Annotated in this window: 15 protein-coding genes; 1 reads left to right on the forward strand and 14 read right to left on the reverse strand. The window is 33.2% G+C overall.

Features of this window, described 5'->3' with window-relative positions:
• Positions 1-10: 10 nt before the first annotated feature.
• From tssA to tssB, 12 genes are all read right to left on the reverse strand, one after another.
• Complete coding sequence (tssA, locus tag A9G35_RS02760; protein ID WP_176701372.1) at positions 11-1417, reverse strand: type VI secretion system protein TssA; 1407 nt, start codon at positions 1415-1417, stop codon at positions 11-13.
• Positions 1418-1429: 12 nt separating this feature from the next.
• Complete coding sequence (gene vasI / locus A9G35_RS02765) at positions 1430-2110, reverse strand: type VI secretion system-associated protein VasI (protein ID WP_081300090.1); 681 nt, start codon at positions 2108-2110, stop codon at positions 1430-1432.
• 3 nt (positions 2111-2113) lie between these two features.
• Positions 2114-4729 carry a type VI secretion system ATPase TssH gene (gene tssH, locus A9G35_RS02770; RefSeq protein WP_065635581.1) on the reverse strand — a complete coding sequence of 872 codons (2616 nt, stop codon included), beginning with the start codon at positions 4727-4729 and terminating at the stop codon, positions 2114-2116.
• 15 nt (positions 4730-4744) lie between these two features.
• Entirely contained in the window at positions 4745-5479 is a 735-nt protein-coding gene (icmH, locus tag A9G35_RS02775) for a type IVB secretion system protein IcmH/DotU (RefSeq protein ID WP_065635582.1), read from the reverse strand.
• 2 nt (positions 5480-5481) lie between these two features.
• Positions 5482-6825, reverse strand: a complete 1344-nt coding sequence (gene tssK / locus A9G35_RS02780) for a type VI secretion system baseplate subunit TssK (RefSeq protein ID WP_065635583.1) — start codon at positions 6823-6825, stop codon at positions 5482-5484.
• Positions 6825-7355 (reverse strand): type VI secretion system lipoprotein TssJ, encoded by a 531-nt coding sequence (gene tssJ / locus A9G35_RS02785; protein WP_065635584.1) that lies wholly within the window; start codon positions 7353-7355, stop codon positions 6825-6827. Before tssJ ends, tssK begins: the two co-directional genes overlap by 1 nt.
• A 1-nt stretch (position 7356) precedes the next feature.
• Positions 7357-8634: a type VI secretion system-associated FHA domain protein TagH gene (gene tagH / locus A9G35_RS02790; RefSeq protein WP_065635585.1), complete on the reverse strand. Its 1278-nt coding sequence runs from the start codon at positions 8632-8634 to the stop codon at positions 7357-7359.
• 4 nt (positions 8635-8638) lie between these two features.
• Positions 8639-9622 carry a type VI secretion system baseplate subunit TssG gene (gene tssG / locus A9G35_RS02795; RefSeq protein WP_065635586.1) on the reverse strand — a complete coding sequence of 328 codons (984 nt, stop codon included), beginning with the start codon at positions 9620-9622 and terminating at the stop codon, positions 8639-8641.
• Positions 9586-11334 carry a type VI secretion system baseplate subunit TssF gene (gene tssF / locus A9G35_RS02800; RefSeq protein ID WP_081300091.1) on the reverse strand — a complete coding sequence of 583 codons (1749 nt, stop codon included), beginning with the start codon at positions 11332-11334 and terminating at the stop codon, positions 9586-9588. The genes tssG and tssF overlap by 37 nt, the downstream gene beginning before the upstream one ends.
• Positions 11335-11349: 15 nt before the next feature.
• On the reverse strand, positions 11350-11778 hold the full coding sequence (gene tssE, locus A9G35_RS02805) for a type VI secretion system baseplate subunit TssE (RefSeq protein ID WP_065635587.1): 429 nt from the start codon (positions 11776-11778) through the stop codon (positions 11350-11352).
• A gap of 11 nt (positions 11779-11789) precedes the next feature.
• On the reverse strand, positions 11790-13271 hold the full coding sequence (gene tssC, locus A9G35_RS02810; protein WP_065635588.1) for a type VI secretion system contractile sheath large subunit: 1482 nt from the start codon (positions 13269-13271) through the stop codon (positions 11790-11792).
• Positions 13272-13335: 64 nt separating this feature from the next.
• Positions 13336-13827 (reverse strand): type VI secretion system contractile sheath small subunit, encoded by a 492-nt coding sequence (gene tssB / locus A9G35_RS02815; RefSeq protein ID WP_065635589.1) that lies wholly within the window; start codon positions 13825-13827, stop codon positions 13336-13338.
• A gap of 941 nt (positions 13828-14768) precedes the next feature.
• On the opposite strand from tssB, the gene A9G35_RS02820 reads away from it, so the two are divergent.
• A complete protein-coding gene (locus A9G35_RS02820) occupies positions 14769-15077 on the forward strand; it encodes a hypothetical protein (protein ID WP_141673747.1) in 309 nt (102 codons plus the stop codon).
• Between the two features lie 166 nt (positions 15078-15243).
• Here the strand turns inward: A9G35_RS02820 and mutT are convergent, their stop codons facing one another.
• On the reverse strand, positions 15244-15648 hold the full coding sequence (gene mutT, locus A9G35_RS02825; RefSeq protein WP_065635591.1) for an 8-oxo-dGTP diphosphatase MutT: 405 nt from the start codon (positions 15646-15648) through the stop codon (positions 15244-15246).
• A gap of 116 nt (positions 15649-15764) precedes the next feature.
• The gene (secA, locus tag A9G35_RS02830) at positions 15765-18491 is read right to left on the reverse strand and encodes a preprotein translocase subunit SecA (RefSeq protein WP_065635592.1); all 2727 of its coding nucleotides are present in this window, start codon (positions 18489-18491) and stop codon (positions 15765-15767) included.
• Positions 18492-18524: the final 33 nt, after the last annotated feature.

Consider the following 18524-nt stretch of genomic DNA (forward strand, 5'->3'; position numbering starts at 1 on the left):
GTCCTATTTTTTAGTTATTAGTCTTTGTTAATTGAATTAACGTTTCAATGAAAGAAGGTTCCCATTCCGTTAACGTTATATTTTTGCATGCGGTTAAGATACTTAATGCCTGTTGTTTTGCGGTAGTTTCAAATCCAGCATGTTTTAGAAGTTGTGCATTAATTTTTTGATAATAATAATTATCTCTTAAATCTTTAGAATAGTTATTTTCTTCAAGCAATTGGATTGCAGCTTCTAACCCCTTTTCCTTATAACACTCAAAAATAGCTTGTTCTAAATCGGTTTGTGAATTTTGAGAAAGTGAATTTTTTGATATCAACCATTTTTTCATACTGTCACTAATAAATGATGTGTGATCACTGTATTTTAAATCATATAATTTAGGTAACCGATTTAATAAAGTCTGTAATTCATCACGAATAGCTTCAGCTACGTTATTAAAACCTAAATGGTGTGCCATATTGGCTGAAATAAAATGCCCTTCTAGCCAAAATGGCATAAGAGTCAACTCATTTTCTATTTTTGCCCACTGTTGTATTGTTGATGTAGCTATATTCGCTTTATATTCATTAATACGATCTATGGGAACAGGCATTAAATCTGTTATATCATTATTATTGAGTGGTTCAGTGAGCGAATAAAATATAGCATGTCGCCTTAAACGAATACTTATTGGGTTCTCTGGATGTTTTTCAAATAATATTTCTGCAACTTTTATTAATGTCCGCTTCCATTCAACTTGTGTTTCATGATTGATATTCACTGATTGAAGCGGTTCTTGAACCACTGAATTTGATTTATTTTCAATGTTATTAACAACTACTTTCTTATTGACTGATTTATTATTTGATGAAGGTATTTTACTTTCATCTTTAGGATTAGATGACTGCAAAGAAAAGCGTTGATATGTTGTCAATAACTGCTTAAATTCTTCATCACAAGCCAGTTCATTTGTATCAAAAAATTGTTTAATTGATAATAAGTAATTATATGCTAACTGTTTTTCTATTGCGGTTGCTTCTTCATCAAAGATTTTATTAGCTTGTGAAAATCGTTGAATAATTTGCTTAAATAACCTTGCTTTTAGTTTAGGTTGCGGTGCGGAAATTAGCCAATATTTTGCAATATAAATTGACAATAAATAAATAGCCAACAAAATATTTTGAGGTTTTTTGGCATGTTGTAAAGTTCTTAATAAGTGCACTATGATGCGTGTATCTTTACTATCTTTTAATAATATTAATGCATTTTGTTGCACCTGTCCGATATCAATTTGCCCATGGCTAATGGTTCCCATGCTTGCAATTGCACTATCAATATATTCCCAAACAGGGTTATTCTCATCAATGGGTAATGTGGGATCTTCTATTTCACTCAATATAGGCTCAACCCAAGGATGATTTTCTAATTCTTTCACGGTCATTACTCCTTACCAATGACATGCTGTTCTTAATACTTTTATTGAGGAATTTAATGTTGATACATTAAACACTAAGTCGTTTAACATAGGATCGTCTGATTTTAGTGTTAATGATTTAGCATTAAGAATACGTTTAATTTGTTCTATACCAAGTAATCCTCTACTTGATTCAAAAATAAAACCATTGTCTCTGACAAACCAATTGGCTTTTACCACATCGTTCTCAGTAACTAATTTTAGTTTTGTATTTTTATGGTTTATTGGATTAAATAAAACGATTTGCATACGTGTAATATTATCAATGCAACTAAAAGCTAAAATCGGCCTTGGCGGTTGAAGACCAATCGCATAGGTCGTTAATAAAATCTGAGAGTCATTATTTGAAGTATTTAGAATAAAATAAGGACTATCTTCCTTACGTGTTTTTTCTTGTTCAACAATCGAAAACCAAAGGGGACTATGTTGCGGCACTTCTTCTTTTTGTAAAGGAGTTTTACTATTTGGATATAAGATTTTATCGTAACATTCTAATCGTGTAAGTGCCGATGTTTCTTTGGCGCATTGAGCTAATAAATTAAGTGTTTCTTTATCATTTAATGTCGCATTAGCTACATTCATCAAATGAATGCCTAATACCATAAAAAAGAAATACCGAATATAACTAAGATCAAAATGATAATTTTTACGCATCAGTTAATTAATCTCTGCTGTGAATTGATTATTATTAACACTAAAGTGAATAAGTGCTATTTTTTCGTTTGCGGATACTTTTTTGAGTAATTGTAACGAAACAGGTGGTAATAAAAAACCATCAATGATTGATTCAAGCATTCTAGCTCCATTTTCGCTTCGGTTTGCTCGGTTAATTATTTCTTCAGCCACCTCTGTATCGAATATAACATCAGCCTTAAAACGAGTATGGAGAACGTTGTGTAATCGAGTTAACTTATCGACAATGATTGATTTGAGTATATCTTCTGATAATGGTAAGTAGGGAACAATTTCCATCCTTGCAAGTAATGCAGGTTTAAAGAAATTAGCTAACTCTGGATATAACTTATCTACAATGTTTTCGGGTTTATTAGCATTCTGAACAATGCTTTGATACCCTAGATTTGAAGTTAAAAAGAAAACCACATTTTTACAATCAATTATTCGCCCTTCGCCATCAGCTATTTCACCTTTATCAAAAGCTTGATAAAATAAATTTAATACATCTGGATGAGCTTTTTCAACCTCATCTAATAATACAACAGAATAAGGTTTTTTTCGGATTGCTTCAGTTAATACGCCACCTTCTCCATAGCCAATATAACCAGGTGGTGAACCAATTAAACGAGAAACAGTATGTTTTTCTTGAAACTCAGACATATTTATTGTTGTTAGATACTGAGTTCCACCAAATAATAAATTAGCAATTTGTAATACAGTTTCCGTTTTACCAACACCACTTGGCCCCACTAGTAAAAAAGCACCTAGTGGTCTACCAGGCCTTCTTAAATCAGCCCTTGAAGTTAACAAATGCTTATGTAAATGAGCGATAGCAAGATCTTGTCCTTTTATGATCTGATTTAAATAAGTAGGGAGATCAGTAATAATCTTTAATTCATCTTGAGAGATCTGCCTAATGGGGACACCTGTCCATTCAGCAATAACATTTGCAATTTGTGATTTATCAACATGAGGAGAGACTAGATGAACTTGAGCCTCATTTAGTTGTTTTGTTAGTTGTTTTAGTTGAGAAGTCAGTTTTATTATTTCTACTTCTTTTGTATCATCTACTGTTTCACAACTACTATCTTCAAGTTGTAATAGTTGTGTACGTATACTAATTATTTTTTCAACTAATTGTTGCTGTTGCTGCCATTGAGCTTCAAGTTGTTGTAGTTCTTCCGTTAATGATATATTTTGTGTCTTTAACTCCGACAAACGTTCATCGTAATTATCTAATCCTAAATACTGTTGACGTGTTAACAACTGGATTTCAGTGTTATTCTGATGCAACCTATTTTGTAATGCACAAACACGTTTTGGTGGGGTTGTTAGATTAATTGCAATACGCGCACAGGCTGTGTCCAATACATCAATAGCCTTATCTGGTAATTGTCTACCAGATAGGTAGCGATCACTTAATATAGCGGCCGCTTTCAAAGCATCATCATCTATTAAAACACCATGTGCATTTTCATAAATAGCTCTTAAACCTCTAAGAATAACAATTGCTTCTTCTGCACTAGGTTCATTAACCTGTACAAGTTGAAATCGTCTAGATAAAGCTGCATCTTTTTCAAAATATTTTTTATACTCACTCCAAGTCGTTGCTGCTATGGTTTTTAATTCACCTCGAGCTAAAGCCGGTTTTAATAAATTAGATACATCTAAACCTCCAGCACTATTTCCTGCACCTATTAGTGTATGTGCTTCATCAATAAATAAAATAATTGGTATTGCAGATTCGATCACCTCTGACATGATTCCTTTGAATCTTTTTTCAAATTCTCCTTTAACTGATGCGCCAGCTTGCAATGCACCAAGATCAAGATTCATTAGCTCAGTGCCTTTAAGTTTATCAGGAACTTGCTCATTAATAATGCGTAATGCTAACCCTTCAATTAATGCACTTTTCCCAACACCTGCTTCACCTACAATAATAGGGTTATTTTTACGCCTGCGACACAATATGTCGATCATTAAATCTATTTCTTCATCACGACATAGTACAGGATCTAATTTGTGTTGCCTTGCAAGTTTAGTAACATTAGTTGCATAACGATCTAGTAAGGTGAGTTCACCAAAGGAGGTTGATGATGACTTACCTTTTTCATCATCTGAAATATTTTCAGCTGAACCTTGCGTCCACTGCTCAAATTGATCTTTTAATAATTCTTGATTAATTACTTTAAGATGCTGAGAAAGCGGTATTGAGACATATCTGGTAGGATTTTGAAGTAGAGCAAGTAATAAAGCACCTGTTCTAATTTGAGGTTGTTTTAATTCAATTTGAGAAATTAATAAGGCTTCTTGAAACCATTGAATTAATAAAGGTGAAAATGGTGGCGTCTCATCCCATTGAGTATGCATAAAAGCACTTTCATCTAATAATTGCTTTAATAGCTGATAATCAATTTTAGCTTTGTCTAAAATTATTCTTATGTCATTTAATGGTGTGTCTAAACATTGAAATAAATAATGTGATACTGTAATTTCAGGTTGTTTTTTACTAACACATAACGTTGCTGTTGTTTCTAAAATTTGTTTGCTTATAGGATGAAATTGAGCAACTAATTTTGGTAAATCGATTTTAATCATATAACTTGCCTAATATTAATGTAACAATAGATTTAATTGATTAATAATTTCTTGCGTTTGATTATTTAATTTCAAGGTATAAATTAAGTAAACTACAGATAAACCTATAATTAAAAATATTGAAAGCGTTGTAATAGAAATTTTTTTCTGCAACTTGTAAGGGCTTTTTATGCTTTCCCCTTGTGATAATACTATATTGCTAGATTGCCCCTGCATTGAGTAAAGCAAATCATGTAATCGTCGAAAAATTTTGTTAAATTCTTCTGTATGTCCAATACCGACTTTGTAACGACCGCGAAAACCAAGGCAAAAACAGATATATATGAACTCAAGTAAGTCTTTATATTTTTGTGGTTCACTTATTAAACGTTCAAGTAATAAATAAACCCTCTCTCCTCCCCATGATTCGTTATGAAATCGGACTAGTAATGAATGAGCTCCCCAATTATTTTGAGTGTTCCATGGATGTTGCATCGCAAGTTCATCAATAAAGGTGCAAAGTACATAACGGAAAGAAATAACTGCACTTGATTCATACCCTTTAGTTTGTAAAATATGCTCAATGGCCAAAATATCGTTTACAACCTGTTTATAAACTTCTTCAGCATTATCCAAGTTTGTCATGTCTCTTAAACGTTGGGTCATACCAAGTAATGGGGTTGCAGCATCAATCATTGGGTTGATACTGTTACCTCTTAGAATAAACGTTTGCTGTATTGTATCTTCATGATGAAAAATCGTATTTTGCATTATTATTTACCTCGAATAGCCCAAAATTGCAAATCAAGTTCAGGAAAATCTCCTGCTACGTGGAAAGCAATAGCACCATTAGTAATGATATCTTCCCAAGCCGGTGCATTAGTATCTAACTGAAAGTAGGTATAACCAGAATGGTGTGGTAATTGTGAAGGAGCCGCACTGAGTGCTTTAAGAGGAATACCTAAAACTTGTATACTTACAATCTCTCGAATTTTATTTGGTGTTGATACTTTCGTTTGTTGTACAAATAATCGTAATAAAGATTCTTGTGGTACACGAGCTTTTACCGCCAGAATAAAATCTGCAGTACGTAATAAGGTCTTATCATGAATAACGCCATCATATACACCATGAGATCGTTTTGATAATTGAATAGAAACCGCTCTAGGCATTAATACGGTGCTTAATGCACGTCGAGTAATTAACATTAAGTCATAAAAAGTAGTTGTAAGATCATCATGATTATAATGCTCAAAAAATGGGCTAATACGTGACTCATCTGTAAATGTCATCAGTTCACCACAGATTAAAACTAATTGGCGATAAAGATCTTCTGGATGTACACTGGTACGCTTTGCTAAATGGATAAAAATAGGTTTTGCCCGATTAAATAGTTGTAACATTAGAAACTCAGCTACATCAGCAACCCCTTGTTGATTTGGCGCACTAATCCTTTGTGATATCTGCTTACCTCGTTCGGTGATTAATCCAGCAACTTCACTTAAAAAATCATATAGCAAATACGAAACACTAATTGAATTACACGTTGGAATAAAATATTCATCTAAAACAAGTGTACCATCCGCTTTTTTTTCTTTAATTCGACAAACTGGTAATACGGTATAAGCACTAAGGTCGTCTGAACCTTGCATTAAGCGTGGCGATAATTTAGCAATAGGAACTTCACGGATCTCGCCATTTTTACTGAAAATATCGCGAACATTTATCTCATCATGAACATATCTTGTGTCTCTCATTTTATTATCTTTTGCAATATCTATCGCAGTGACTGACTCATTTCGATTTGGTAATACAAGATAGATATTATGACTTTCAGCTGTATCTAATTTCTTTATTTCAATGGGATCAGGTAATTGATCTTGAAAGGGAATATCGAATAATGTGCCATCTGGCATTAATCCAAGTGCAGAAGATAATCCCACGCGTCCTAATCGTAGAAATTCGCGATTGAGTTCTAAGGTACTAAACCCATAAAAATAGTTATTGATAAGGTTTAAATGGTGACTTAATAAATAGTCATAATAACGCTGTTGTTGCTGAAAATTCTGTGGGCGAACCGCCCCATTTACCCAAATAACATTGCTATGAGTACCCATTATTTTTCTTCCTTCTTAATTAAAACTTCATTGGCTTTTATGTGTATTAGATAGGTTGCTTTTTTGCCTATAGCTTCTACTTCGGCAATGTCAGCCCAATAAGAATTGTTAATATCACCATAATGTGCTATTACGCCAATAAATCGTGTTTTTTCATTGATTTTCAGTGGTGGTAAAATTTTATATTGGTCTGGTAATAGTGTGTAATCTTGATGATCAACATAATTCTTGCCGAGTGCTTTTTCAGGTCCTTCGATCAACAGCTGATCATAATTAGCGCTTAAAAAGTGTGAGTCTTCGTTAAGGTAAATAACTTGTAATTCTATTGGTGAGGCTTCCCCTTCCTGATTTTGATTGATATCTTCACCAGATAAAAAAGTCAGGGTTACTTCAGTTGGGTTCTCCGATGGATAGCCAACAGGAACATTGGGATCGCTGATTACATCAAAAATTTTTTTTGTTGTTTCACAGCCAAAAAGGTTCAACGATATAAGAAAACAAAAAGATATTCTCAACAAACGGTTATGCATTTCAAATACGCTCCTGGTTAAGCCGTCGCAATTGCTTGTCATATTCTTGATCATAATGTTCCCAGAACAATTTTTCGAAGCCTTGTTGTCGATTCGATGACAGCTCCTTGTAATAGCTACAATACATATTCCAAGACCATGTTCCATCATGCTCCTTCACTTTTCGACTATTACGATAGATTTCAAAGCGACTTGATAGCTGGTCGGGTGAAAAAGCATCTAACATGGCAGAAAGTGCGTATTTAGTTGCAATTTCACTGGCTTTATTATGGATTGCGACATTTTCCAATGATTCTTTTACTGCTGCTGGCGCTGATAAATAAACAGTACAAAGCTGTTCAGAAAATAGTAATGCCATTGTGTCAGAATAGTTTTGATTCAATCGTAGCGGGTTATCTTCTATTGGCCTTAAATTTTTATTTTTTAAAACATCTTTTGACAGGTTTAATTTTAATAAACCTTCAACGGTAGCTTTAAGGGTTTCCCCCAATTCTTCTAAAAGAGCATTTGCTTCATCTGTATTATGAATATTTAAACTAACTCCTAATCCTCGAAGAAAAGGAACCAAACTTAAATTTACATTTTCGATGGTATATGTATTATCATCATGTAACGTTGAATCACAATTGGGAACTTCGATAAAATTATTGTTCATTAGGCTTCCTTGTTTTACATTATAGTCTACTAATGATTTGTTTTGTTCTGATGGATTATTTTCATGTTCTGATATATTTTTATAAAAATCAGATAATACATCGCTAGAGTCTTTTTCTATTGCTTTAAATGGATCAACAATTTCACTTTTTTGCTCTGTATCATTACTATATAGATGTGAAATAGTGTTTTTATCTTCGGTATCAAACATGTCATTCAATGATATCTCATTGATTGATATAATTTGTGAGGGTGATTTATCTAAAGGATCATCTAATAACTGATGAAGATCAGTTCCAATTCTGGCATGAATAATTAGGTTACCAATTCTTATTTCATCTCCATGCTGTAACTTAACAGAACCAGTTTGTGATGATATTTCAGACTGATTAATGAATAATTTATTTTCTATTGGCTGAATAAAATAATAACCATCTTTATTATTTATTTGAGCATGAATACCTGAAACACTGTTATAGAAATCTTGTATCTGCCATTCAACATTCTGATGACTGCCAATTATACCTCCGTTAAGATTAAATACATGCTCCCTTGTATTACCACTATGAAGTGCTTCAGTATTTCTTATTTTTAATTGTAAAATTTGATGATTGATTTGATCCATGATTTTATTCTCGCATACAAATAGTGATACTTGGATAATCTGGCATTTCACCAATAAATGTAGTCCATCCTAATAAACAACTTATTTCATTACCTAAATTCATTTCATCCAATTGATCTTTAGCTAACGAGAGTCTCACATCAAATGCAAGTTGATCTCGCAAAATAAACGTGACCAATGTCTTTAGTGGTTCAAATAGTTCCCCAGAAGGTAAAAATGAAAGATAGCGTTTAACAGTTAACTGATTTAAACATAAAAGAAATTTGCCATTGCAGTCATCAATATTATCACCAATGACAAAATTTTCACCTAATTCAGAATTGATTTTACCTAAAAAAGTTTGCTGATCAGGTTGGATTGGTACTATTCGTTCTTGCCATGGCATAATAGAAACATCATCTAAATCAAAACAGTGTGCAATTAATCCGCTAATTACTTCTGGAGAGCGAGCTGTACCTGAAAGTAAACCTACATATGAAAGCATTTTGCTATGATTAATTTGTAATGTTTTCCTTAAATTGGGATTTTCTAAACCAACAAAAGCAAACATACGCTGTGAAAAGCTATCTAATCCATTATTGTAAGATATATAATAGCGATATTTACGCCAAATACGATGAAATAGGGTAATAAATCGATGATTAAACAGATCAAGAAAATGATTTAAACCAGATTCATCTTGAGTATAACTCCAAGCAAATTTTTCTAAATAAAAAGTTGGCAAAGGTGACTGACTTCCTTGCAATCCTAAAAATGTTGTTTCTAATAAATATTTTCCATCATCAGTTTCTTTTAAATTTGATATATCACTTGTAGGGAAAGCTAGAGTTCCATTTGCTTTAAAACGAACTAATTCATCCTCAGGAAAACCATCTTTATTTAAATCATTCTGCTTATTATGTGTTTTATAAATTAACTCAATCAGTTGATTAAAGTTATATGTTTTGGCATTTATATCAGCAAGTGCTGACCGACTTTTACTGGCCATGTATAATGCTCCTGATTATCAATGTTCACTATAACTAATAGATGAAATGAGTTTAATGCAGCTTGTTGAGCTAAAAAATGAGCGAGTACTGTCCCCCAAAGGTAAAGATCTCCTTCTGATTTAAAAACTGATTGACTTAAATGTATATACGTCTTTACACCTTGAACAACCATTTTATTTGCTAATTTACGTTTAACTTGACAAGATTCAATTTTGACAATACCACTAAGAATTTTTAATAATGTTCTTTCTTGCTGCGGATTATGCATCGCTGGAAAATGATAACTTTGAAAAATCTGTTTTAAGATATCTTGTTGTAGTAATGATTTGTAATTTTTTGCCAAATTGGAGATGGTTGTCCAATATTGACTTTCATCAATCATTGGGACTAATTGCAAGGTTGGGCGAATAATATTTTTGAGTGTAATTTGACTTTTATCATCTATAGAAATAACTTGTTTTAAATCTCCAATTTTTAATTCAGATGGTTTATCTTTGTTTGAACAAAGTAATTTAACTGATATGGTTTCGATATTATTAATCCAATCCTTTTCATCACTACGCACAAAAGAAATCCAGTGACGAATAGTTAATGTTCGCTTGTCTTGTGTTTGTGTGATATTGTAAAAACGCTTGTTTTTATCTTTATATAATTGATTTTTATGTTCAAAACTATTAAAATCGTAATACTCTGCTATCTCATTTTTTGTTCTACTTTCAACCCGTACTACTGAGTAAATTTCAAAGTTATCTCTATACTGGTAATTAGCTTCTAAAGGATATTTTTCTTTTTTTCCATCTAAGAGAATTGGTTCCGCATCATGATAAAATAAATTTATTGCTGGTACACAATTAATTTTTATCATATGTTTACGTAGTTTAATTTTAGGATCAATATCGCAATTAAAATTAATTTTTAATTGAAAATGAGTACAATTAATGCTTGTGGGAAATAAGTTATTATCATCATGTAAAATTTGTAAAAAAAGAAATCCCTCAGGAAAGGCAAAATATTCATGCAGTGTTCTAAATCCCTTATTGGTATTATCTGCATATGGTAATAGAGTTTGTTCATGATTAAAACCGATAGGATTGAACCGTAAATTAGTTAAAGGTAATTCTACACCATTAACAATGATACAGCCTGATGTTACATAATTTAATAACATCATATATAAAATACTACCGACATAGCTATCATCACCAAGATAAAATTGAAGAGCATTCAGATTATTTAGTTTTAAATGTGGATCCAATGCAAAATCAATAATAAGAGAGTTTTGTTGCAATTGATGCGATAGTTTTATATCTTTAATAACTAATGGTGTAACCAACAAATCACGGCAAGTTTGAAATGTATACGAAGCTGTACTTGTAGCTTGATGCTTGATTTCACTTCCTTTTAGTAACATGGCGTTTGTCGTTTTATCGTGAATGGATGCCTCTAGAATAGTTAAACTTGGAATAGGTTTTAAATAATTTGGCCATAATAAGACTAAAAGTGACTGAATTAACTCCGGTAAATCATATTTTAATTTTAATTTAAGTTGGCTGGTGATATAAGCAAGACCTTCAATCAGTCTTTCAACATCAGGATCTTTTTCATCTTCAATGATAAACTGTAACAATTGAGGATGCACTTTTGCAAAGTCATGTGCAATATCTCGAATAAATACAATTTCATCATGGAACTGTTCCGTAATTAATGACATAAGCTCAGTTCCCAATTATTCAAAAAAATAACGTTGTCTATCATTAAAATAAACTTTAAACTCTATGTTATTTGTACCAAACTCGTCCTTTACAATTGCTTGAATTGTAAATTGCATTGTAAGCAGATTGCTATCATTTGCCCGAGCAATTACGGTAACTTGCATAATACGTGGTTCATATTTTTCTATACAATTTTTAATTTCTCGGCAAATTTCAGCTTTAATTTCCGAAGAGTTCATCGTTGCATCATTCAAATCAACAACCCCCATTGAATAGGAACTTTGGCAGCCACCAGGACGACTATTAAGAATCCTAGATAAATTAAATTTAATCGAATCCAAACAAGTTTTATCAAATTGATAATCATTTTGATCCGACTCCGTATGAATTCGATCAAATAAGCTTTGTTGATGATTTTTTTGCCACTTTAATAATGCTGCCATAATATTAGGTATTATTCTTTATCTAAACGACCAACAAGTGATAACTCAAAATTAGCACCCATATATTTAAAATGAGGTCGAACTAATAATCCAACTTGATACCAACCTGGATCACCTTCAACATCAGAAACAGTTACACTAGCTGCTCGCAATGGTTTTCGACTGCGAACATCAGCAGGCGGATTTTCTTGATCTGCAACATACTGTTTAAGCCAAACATTTAGCTCACGCTCTAAGTCAGCTCTTTCTTTCCAAGAACCAATTTGCTCTCGTTGTAATACCTTAATGTAGTGTGCCAATCGATTAATAATAAACATATAAGGCAACTGCGTACCTAATTTGTAATTAGTTTCAGCTTCTTTACCTTCTTTGGTATTAGGAAAACGTTTAGGTATTTGAACTGAGTTAGCCGAGAAAAATGCAGCATTATCCGATCCTTTTCTCATTGTTAATGTAATAAAACCTTGTTCAGCTAGCTCAAGTTCTCGACGATCTGAAATAAGTGTTTCTGTTGGAATTTTCGCTTGAAGTTCACCCATTGACTCATAAAGATGTACAGGTAAATCTTCAACGGCACCACCACTTTGTGGACCAATGATGTTGGCACAAAAACGGTATTTTGCAAAACTATTAGTAATACGAGTTGCAAACGTAAATGCTGAATTAGCCCACAAAAAATGGTTATGATTATCGTTGACTTGTTCATTATAATTAAATGTTTTTACAGGGTTATCTGAAGTTGAATAAGGTAGACGAGCAAGATAATTACCAGCTAGCAAACTACAATATCTAGCATCTTCAGACTCTCTAAATGAACGCCATTTAGTATATGCAGGGCTTTCAAAAATTGAACTAAGCTCTTTAATTGATGACATTTCAGTATAGCTATCGATTCCAAAAAATTTAGGAGAAACAGATGAAATAAATGGCGCGTGAGCCATTGCACCAACAGCAGTGACATATTGCATTAACTTAATATCTTGGCTACCTGGAGTGAATGCATAGTTTCCAATTACAGCTCCAACAGGTTCACCACCGAACTGGCCATATCCTGCTGTATAGATATGTTTATAAAATCCACTTTGAACAATTTCTGGGGCATATTCAAAATCTTCTAATAATTCTTCTTTTGTTGCATGCATTAACTGAATTTTGATATTTTCACGAAAATCAGTTCGATCAACGAGTAATTTTATTCCACGCCATGCACTTTCAACTTGTTGTAATTTCTTATGATGTAAAATCTCATCCATTTGTACTGAGATCTTTTTATCTAGTTCAGCGATCATTTGATCAACAAGTATCTTATTGATAGGCTCTTCTTTACTATCATTCTCTAACATTTTAGCAATAAAAGCTGCTACTCCTTTTTTAGCTGTTTCATACCCTTCTTCTGCAGGCGTTAACCTTGATTTTGACATAATTTGATCAAGCAAACTGCTTTCGTGAATAGTACTAGGTTCTTGAAGAGCATTATATTCTGCTTTAGACATATACCTAAATTCCTTATTTAATTGACTATTAATAATTTAATAACTAGAGGTACCAATAAAGATATTAATCTTTATCAGAGATTTGTAGTTCATTTAATAAATTTTTTCTTGCTTTATCATCTGATAATACATGCGCAATCGCTTCTCTGAAAGCCTTAATATTGCCCATCGGGTTTTTTAAAGCTGTGAGAGCTTCACGTAATTGAATTAAATTATTAATCTCTGGTACTTGTTTTGCTATTTGATCAGGATTAAATGAATGAAGATTTTTAATATCAAGATTGATTGATAGCTCTTCATCATTATCTTCTTGTAACTTATTTGGTACGTTAAAAGTTAATTTTATATTCGATTTTTCCATTACATCGTTAAAATTATTTTTATCAATAGAAACTAATTGACGTTCTTCAATTGAAGTATCTTCAGTTCTACCTTTATGGTCACCTACTATAACGAGATTTAATGGAAGTTCTTTTTCTTCAACTTGATCACCTGTGGCTGGTACATACTTAATATTAATTCTTTCTTTTGGGGCAACGCTTGCACTTTTACTCATAGATACCTTCCTTCAATGGATTAAAAAATACAACAAAATTTTAACTAATTATTTACTATTTCTATTATATGTTAATTTTTCTACAGTTCAAACATAAAAATATACAATATAGATTAACTTTTTCATTCTATTGTTTTTGTTATTGATTAATGTAACCGTAATTTACTTCTAAAAGTTGTTCGTTTGAGGGAAGATATAGTAATAATTACTATATTTGAGCCTTTTAATCGAAACACGATAAGTATTGAGGTTTGTAGAATCGGTTATTTGTAGCAATTCCTCGTGTTGTTTACCGTAATTTGAGAAATTACTGTAATAAATATCCATAAAAAACAAAATTAACGTCCTATCACAGACACGCGATAAGGGCTGATACCAAAGATTTGCTTTTACTTAAAAATCAAACGAAGCAGCAAATTAGAAAATATTATTAATTTATTTATATGATTTTTTTTAATATTTATACATAAACGTAGTGCACTCCTGAAAGTTTTTGACAAAAAATTCTACTGTCTTTATTTGTTTAGATAAACTGCGTAATAACCATCATATCAATCAACAATTCAACAAACCCTCCGCCATAAACCAATGGGAAAGTCGAAATAGAGATGTGCGTGATGCATATGTTTATGTTAATGAATGTTGCAAAATCACTAGCTAGTAATTATTTAAAAATAAAAAAGATAGAAAAAATAAGTTTAATCGTTTTATTGATTTTCATAATACTGTTAAAATCCATAAAATGATTTCAGGCAAAACGTCTTATGCGTTTTTAGTGAATTAATTCAATCATGAAGTATAAATAGCTCGGCGTTTTTCTACAGTCAAGATAATTTAGGCATAATACAAACTCAGCTTGAGATTAAATGATTATGAAACCGATAAAATTAAAACCCCCATTATTAACTATGTTAAGAAATAGATTCAGTAAACATTTTAAAATGCCAGAAGTTTTTAATTATAGTGCTGATTGGTTCGAATTTTTTGAAAAAAATAAATTTAGTGAAAAGTTCATTATGGAAGATTTAAGTTTTTCTAATCTTAATATGTTAGTTGATAAATTTACGATTCAATTGCGTGTAAAATTGGAATCAATTTTTCATGAAAATAATTATCTTCATAAAGAACATTTTTTGATTAGAGAAATACAATATCAATATATGTTTTATACGCTAACAAGGAAAGCATATATTAAATGCATAGCTGAAGTGAATGCATCTATTGAAAGAAATGGATGTGCTTTTTTTTGATTTAAGTAGGATTTCACATATGTATTTTGGTCGAATCAATAGTTGCAAATGCCCCATTGTTAGTGCAAAAATCGCACAGAAAATTATGTTGCCTGTTTTAGTGTTTTATATTCAATGGGAGTCTTGTCAAATTACGACAAACAACGCGGCGAGCAATTGCTACAAACTAGATTTGTTTGTCTAAATTCTTTAGCATCTCAATAATTGGTCTATTGGCATCTGGAAACTCATCGGCATTTAGCTCCTCTTGATCAACCCAACGGCTTGGCTGCCCTTCTTTAGCAAAAGGGACACCATCCCATTCTTCAACTAAATACGCATGAATGGTAATGTCACGATCTTCATAGCTGTGCTCAAAAACTTTTAAAAACTGGGCTTGATGAATATGGATGTCAACTTCTTCGGCGATTTCACGTTGTAAGGTTTGATATGGGGTTTCGTGGGCTTCTATTTTCCCCCCTGGAAATTCCCAAAAACCAGCAAGATGAGAATCTTCACCGCGTTGGGTAATAAAAATTTGACAATTTTGTGAACGAATAATACCTACAGCAATTTCAGTATGTTTTTTCATAATCCTGTCTGTTTATTAGTAAATTTAGGGAAAATTGATGCTTTCTTTTTTATTTTATCACCGACCTTAATCGGTGATTTAAGCATCAATTTATTAGATAATACTAAATTTTTGTCTTAATTAACAGCACCATGACAATGTTTATATTTTTTACCTGAACCACAATGACATGGATCATTACGTCCTACTTTGGCCTGTGCACGTACCATTGGTTGTGATGTGCCTGCTAGTTGGGATTGCTCACCACTTATATCAGCTAGTGATTCGTGATTAGCTTGTTGTTTAGCCATTAATTTTTCCATTTCGGCAAGACGTTGGCGTTCGGCTTCGTCTACTTCTTCTTGTGAGCGAATTTGTACACGGCTTAAAATACCAATAACATCATATTTTAACGATTCTAACATGCTAGCAAACATATTAAATGACTCTCGTTTATATTCTTGTTTTGGATCTTTTTGCGCATAACCACGTAAATGGATGCCTTGGCGTAAGTAATCCATCGAGGCTAAATGCTCTTTCCAAAGTGTATCAAGGGTTTGTAGCATGACGCTTTTTTCAAAATGTCTAAATGCTTCAGCACCTGCGATGTTTTCCTTTTCTAGATATCTGTCTTGCGCCATTTGTAAGATACGTTCACGCAAGGTTTCTTCATGTAGATTTTGTTCTTCATCTAGCCATTTTGCTATAGGTAAATCTAAGTCAAAGTCTGTTTTTAGTGCCGATTCAAGCCTCGGAATGTCCCACATTTCCTCTATCGATTGTGGTGGAATGTATTGGTCGATTAGGGTGTTAAATACATCACCACGGATTGAGTCTATGGTGTCTTTTATGTCGTTATTATCAAGTAAGCCGTTTCGTTCACGATAGATAACTTTACGTTGATCGTTGGCAACATCGTCATATTCTAGAAGTTGTTTACGAATATCAAAATTACGACTTTCGACTTTCTTTTGTGCGTTGGCTATGGCTTTGGTTACCCATGGGTGTTCAATGGCTTCGCCTTCTTTCATGCCTAGTTTGCGCATCATGCCTCCAATGCGGTCTGATGCAAAGATTCGCATTAATGGATCTTCAAGCGATAGGTAAAAACGTGAGGCTCCCGGATCACCTTGACGGCCGGCACGACCACGCAACTGATTGTCGATACGACGTGATTCATGACGCTCAGTACCTAAAATATACAGCCCTCCTAACGCAATCACTTCTTCGTGTTTTGTTTGCCAAGCTTGTTTGGCTTTTTCAATGTCTTCTGGCGTTGGGTTTTCTATTTTGGCTATTTCGCTTTGCCAATTTCCACCAAGCATAATATCGGTACCACGCCCCGCCATATTGGTGGCAATGGTCACTGCGCCTTTGCTACCGGCATTAGCAATAATTTCAGCTTCTTGAGCGTGGAATTTGGCATTTAAAACATTGTGTTTAATACCCGCTTTTTTAAATGCTTGTGAAACAAGCTCTGATTTTTCGATTGATGCTGTTCCAACTAAAACAGGTTGTCCGCGTTTTACACATTCTTGTACATCAGCCACAATTGCGTTTATCTTTTCTTTTTCAGTCATATAGACAAGATCGGATTGATCTTTTCGTTGCATTGGGCGATTGGTTGGGATAACAATGGTATCTAAACCATAAATTTGATTAAATTCAAATGCTTCAGTATCTGCCGTACCAGTCATTCCAGCAAGTTTTTCGTATAAGCGGAAATAGTTTTGGAAAGTGATTGAAGCCAGTGTTTGGTTTTCGTTTTGGATTTTAACGTGCTCTTTGGCTTCAACCGCTTGGTGTAAGCCATCAGACCAACGACGGCCATCCATGGTACGACCTGTATGTTCGTCAACGATGATGATTTCATTGTCTTTAACAATGTAATCAACGTCGCGGTGGAATAGGTGATGGGCGCGTAAAGCAGCATTAACATGATGCATTAATACGATGTTGCTTGGTGCGTAAAGTGATTCTTCACCTTTCATGATGCCTTGTTTTATGAGCAATTCTTCAACTTTAATTAATCCACGCTCGGTTAAGTTAACTTGGCGAGATTTTTCATCAATCGAAAAGTCTCCATCGCCTTGGAATTGTTCAGAATCTTCTTTTTCTTGTCGAACTAGGTGTGGAATTATTTTGTCGACACTAATGTATTTGTCTGAGCTGTCTTCTGCTTGTCCTGAAATAATCAGGGGCGTTCTGGCTTCGTCAATAAGGATTGAGTCAACTTCATCGACTAAAGCGTAATGCAGTGGGCGCTGTACGCGTGATTCTTTGTTAAATACCATGTTATCACGCAGATAATCAAAGCCATATTCATTGTTGGTACCATAGGTGATATCAGCATTGTAGGCATCACGTTTTTCGTGTGGCGGCATGTTTGGTAGGTTGATGCCAACGGTTAACCCTAAAAATTCAAATAATGGGCGGTTATTTTCAGCATCACGCTGTGCTAAATAGTCATTGACGGTAATGACATGTACCCCTTTGCCTGTTAAAGCATTTAAATAAGCAGGTAGTGTTGCTGTTAAAGTTTTACCTTCACCAGTGCGCATTTCGGCAATGCAACGTTCGTTTAATACCATACCGCCAATTAACTGTACATCAAAATGACGCATACCAAACACACGTTTGCTTGCTTCACGCACTACGGCAAAAGCTTCTTCTAAAAGATCGTCTAATTGGGTTCCAGTGGCAAGTTTTTCCTTAAATTCTATGGTTTTGGCTTTAAGCTCGGCATCTGATAATGCTTCCATTGCAGGTTCAAGGGCATTGATTCTTTCTACTCGTTTACGCATGTTTTTTAATACACGCTCATTACGGCTACCAAATACTTTTGTTAATAATTTTAATAACATAACTGTTCTCTTATTTTTCAATACGGATTTTAA

The organism is Gilliamella sp. Choc5-1, from assembly GCF_001690595.1.
Classification (GTDB): Bacteria; Pseudomonadota; Gammaproteobacteria; order Enterobacterales; family Orbaceae; genus Gilliamella; species Gilliamella apicola_M.

Bases quoted from the DNA above. Each gene is read 5' to 3' on its own strand.
- secA (WP_065635592.1), bottom strand. From the start codon at position 18,491: ATGTTATTAAAATTATTAACAAAAGTATTTGGTAGCCGTAATGAGCGT.
- tssG (WP_065635586.1), bottom strand. From the start codon at position 9,622: ATGGCCAGTAAAAGTCGGTCAGCACTTGCTGATATAAATGCCAAAACA.
- tssH (WP_065635581.1), bottom strand. From the start codon at position 4,729: ATGATTAAAATCGATTTACCAAAATTAGTTGCTCAATTTCATCCTATA.
- tagH (WP_065635585.1), bottom strand. From the start codon at position 8,634: ATGGATCAAATCAATCATCAAATTTTACAATTAAAAATAAGAAATACT.
- icmH (WP_065635582.1), bottom strand. From the start codon at position 5,479: ATGCAAAATACGATTTTTCATCATGAAGATACAATACAGCAAACGTTT.
- mutT (WP_065635591.1), bottom strand. From the start codon at position 15,648: ATGAAAAAACATACTGAAATTGCTGTAGGTATTATTCGTTCACAAAAT.
- tssE (WP_065635587.1), bottom strand. From the start codon at position 11,778: ATGGCAGCATTATTAAAGTGGCAAAAAAATCATCAACAAAGCTTATTT.
- tssK (WP_065635583.1), bottom strand. From the start codon at position 6,825: ATGGGTACTCATAGCAATGTTATTTGGGTAAATGGGGCGGTTCGCCCA.
- tssJ (WP_065635584.1), bottom strand. From the start codon at position 7,355: ATGCATAACCGTTTGTTGAGAATATCTTTTTGTTTTCTTATATCGTTG.
- vasI (WP_081300090.1), bottom strand. From the start codon at position 2,110: ATGCGTAAAAATTATCATTTTGATCTTAGTTATATTCGGTATTTCTTT.
- tssB (WP_065635589.1), bottom strand. From the start codon at position 13,827: ATGAGTAAAAGTGCAAGCGTTGCCCCAAAAGAAAGAATTAATATTAAG.
- tssC (WP_065635588.1), bottom strand. From the start codon at position 13,271: ATGTCTAAAGCAGAATATAATGCTCTTCAAGAACCTAGTACTATTCAC.
- A9G35_RS02820 (WP_141673747.1), top strand. From the start codon at position 14,769: ATGCCAGAAGTTTTTAATTATAGTGCTGATTGGTTCGAATTTTTTGAA.
- tssF (WP_081300091.1), bottom strand. From the start codon at position 11,334: ATGTCATTAATTACGGAACAGTTCCATGATGAAATTGTATTTATTCGA.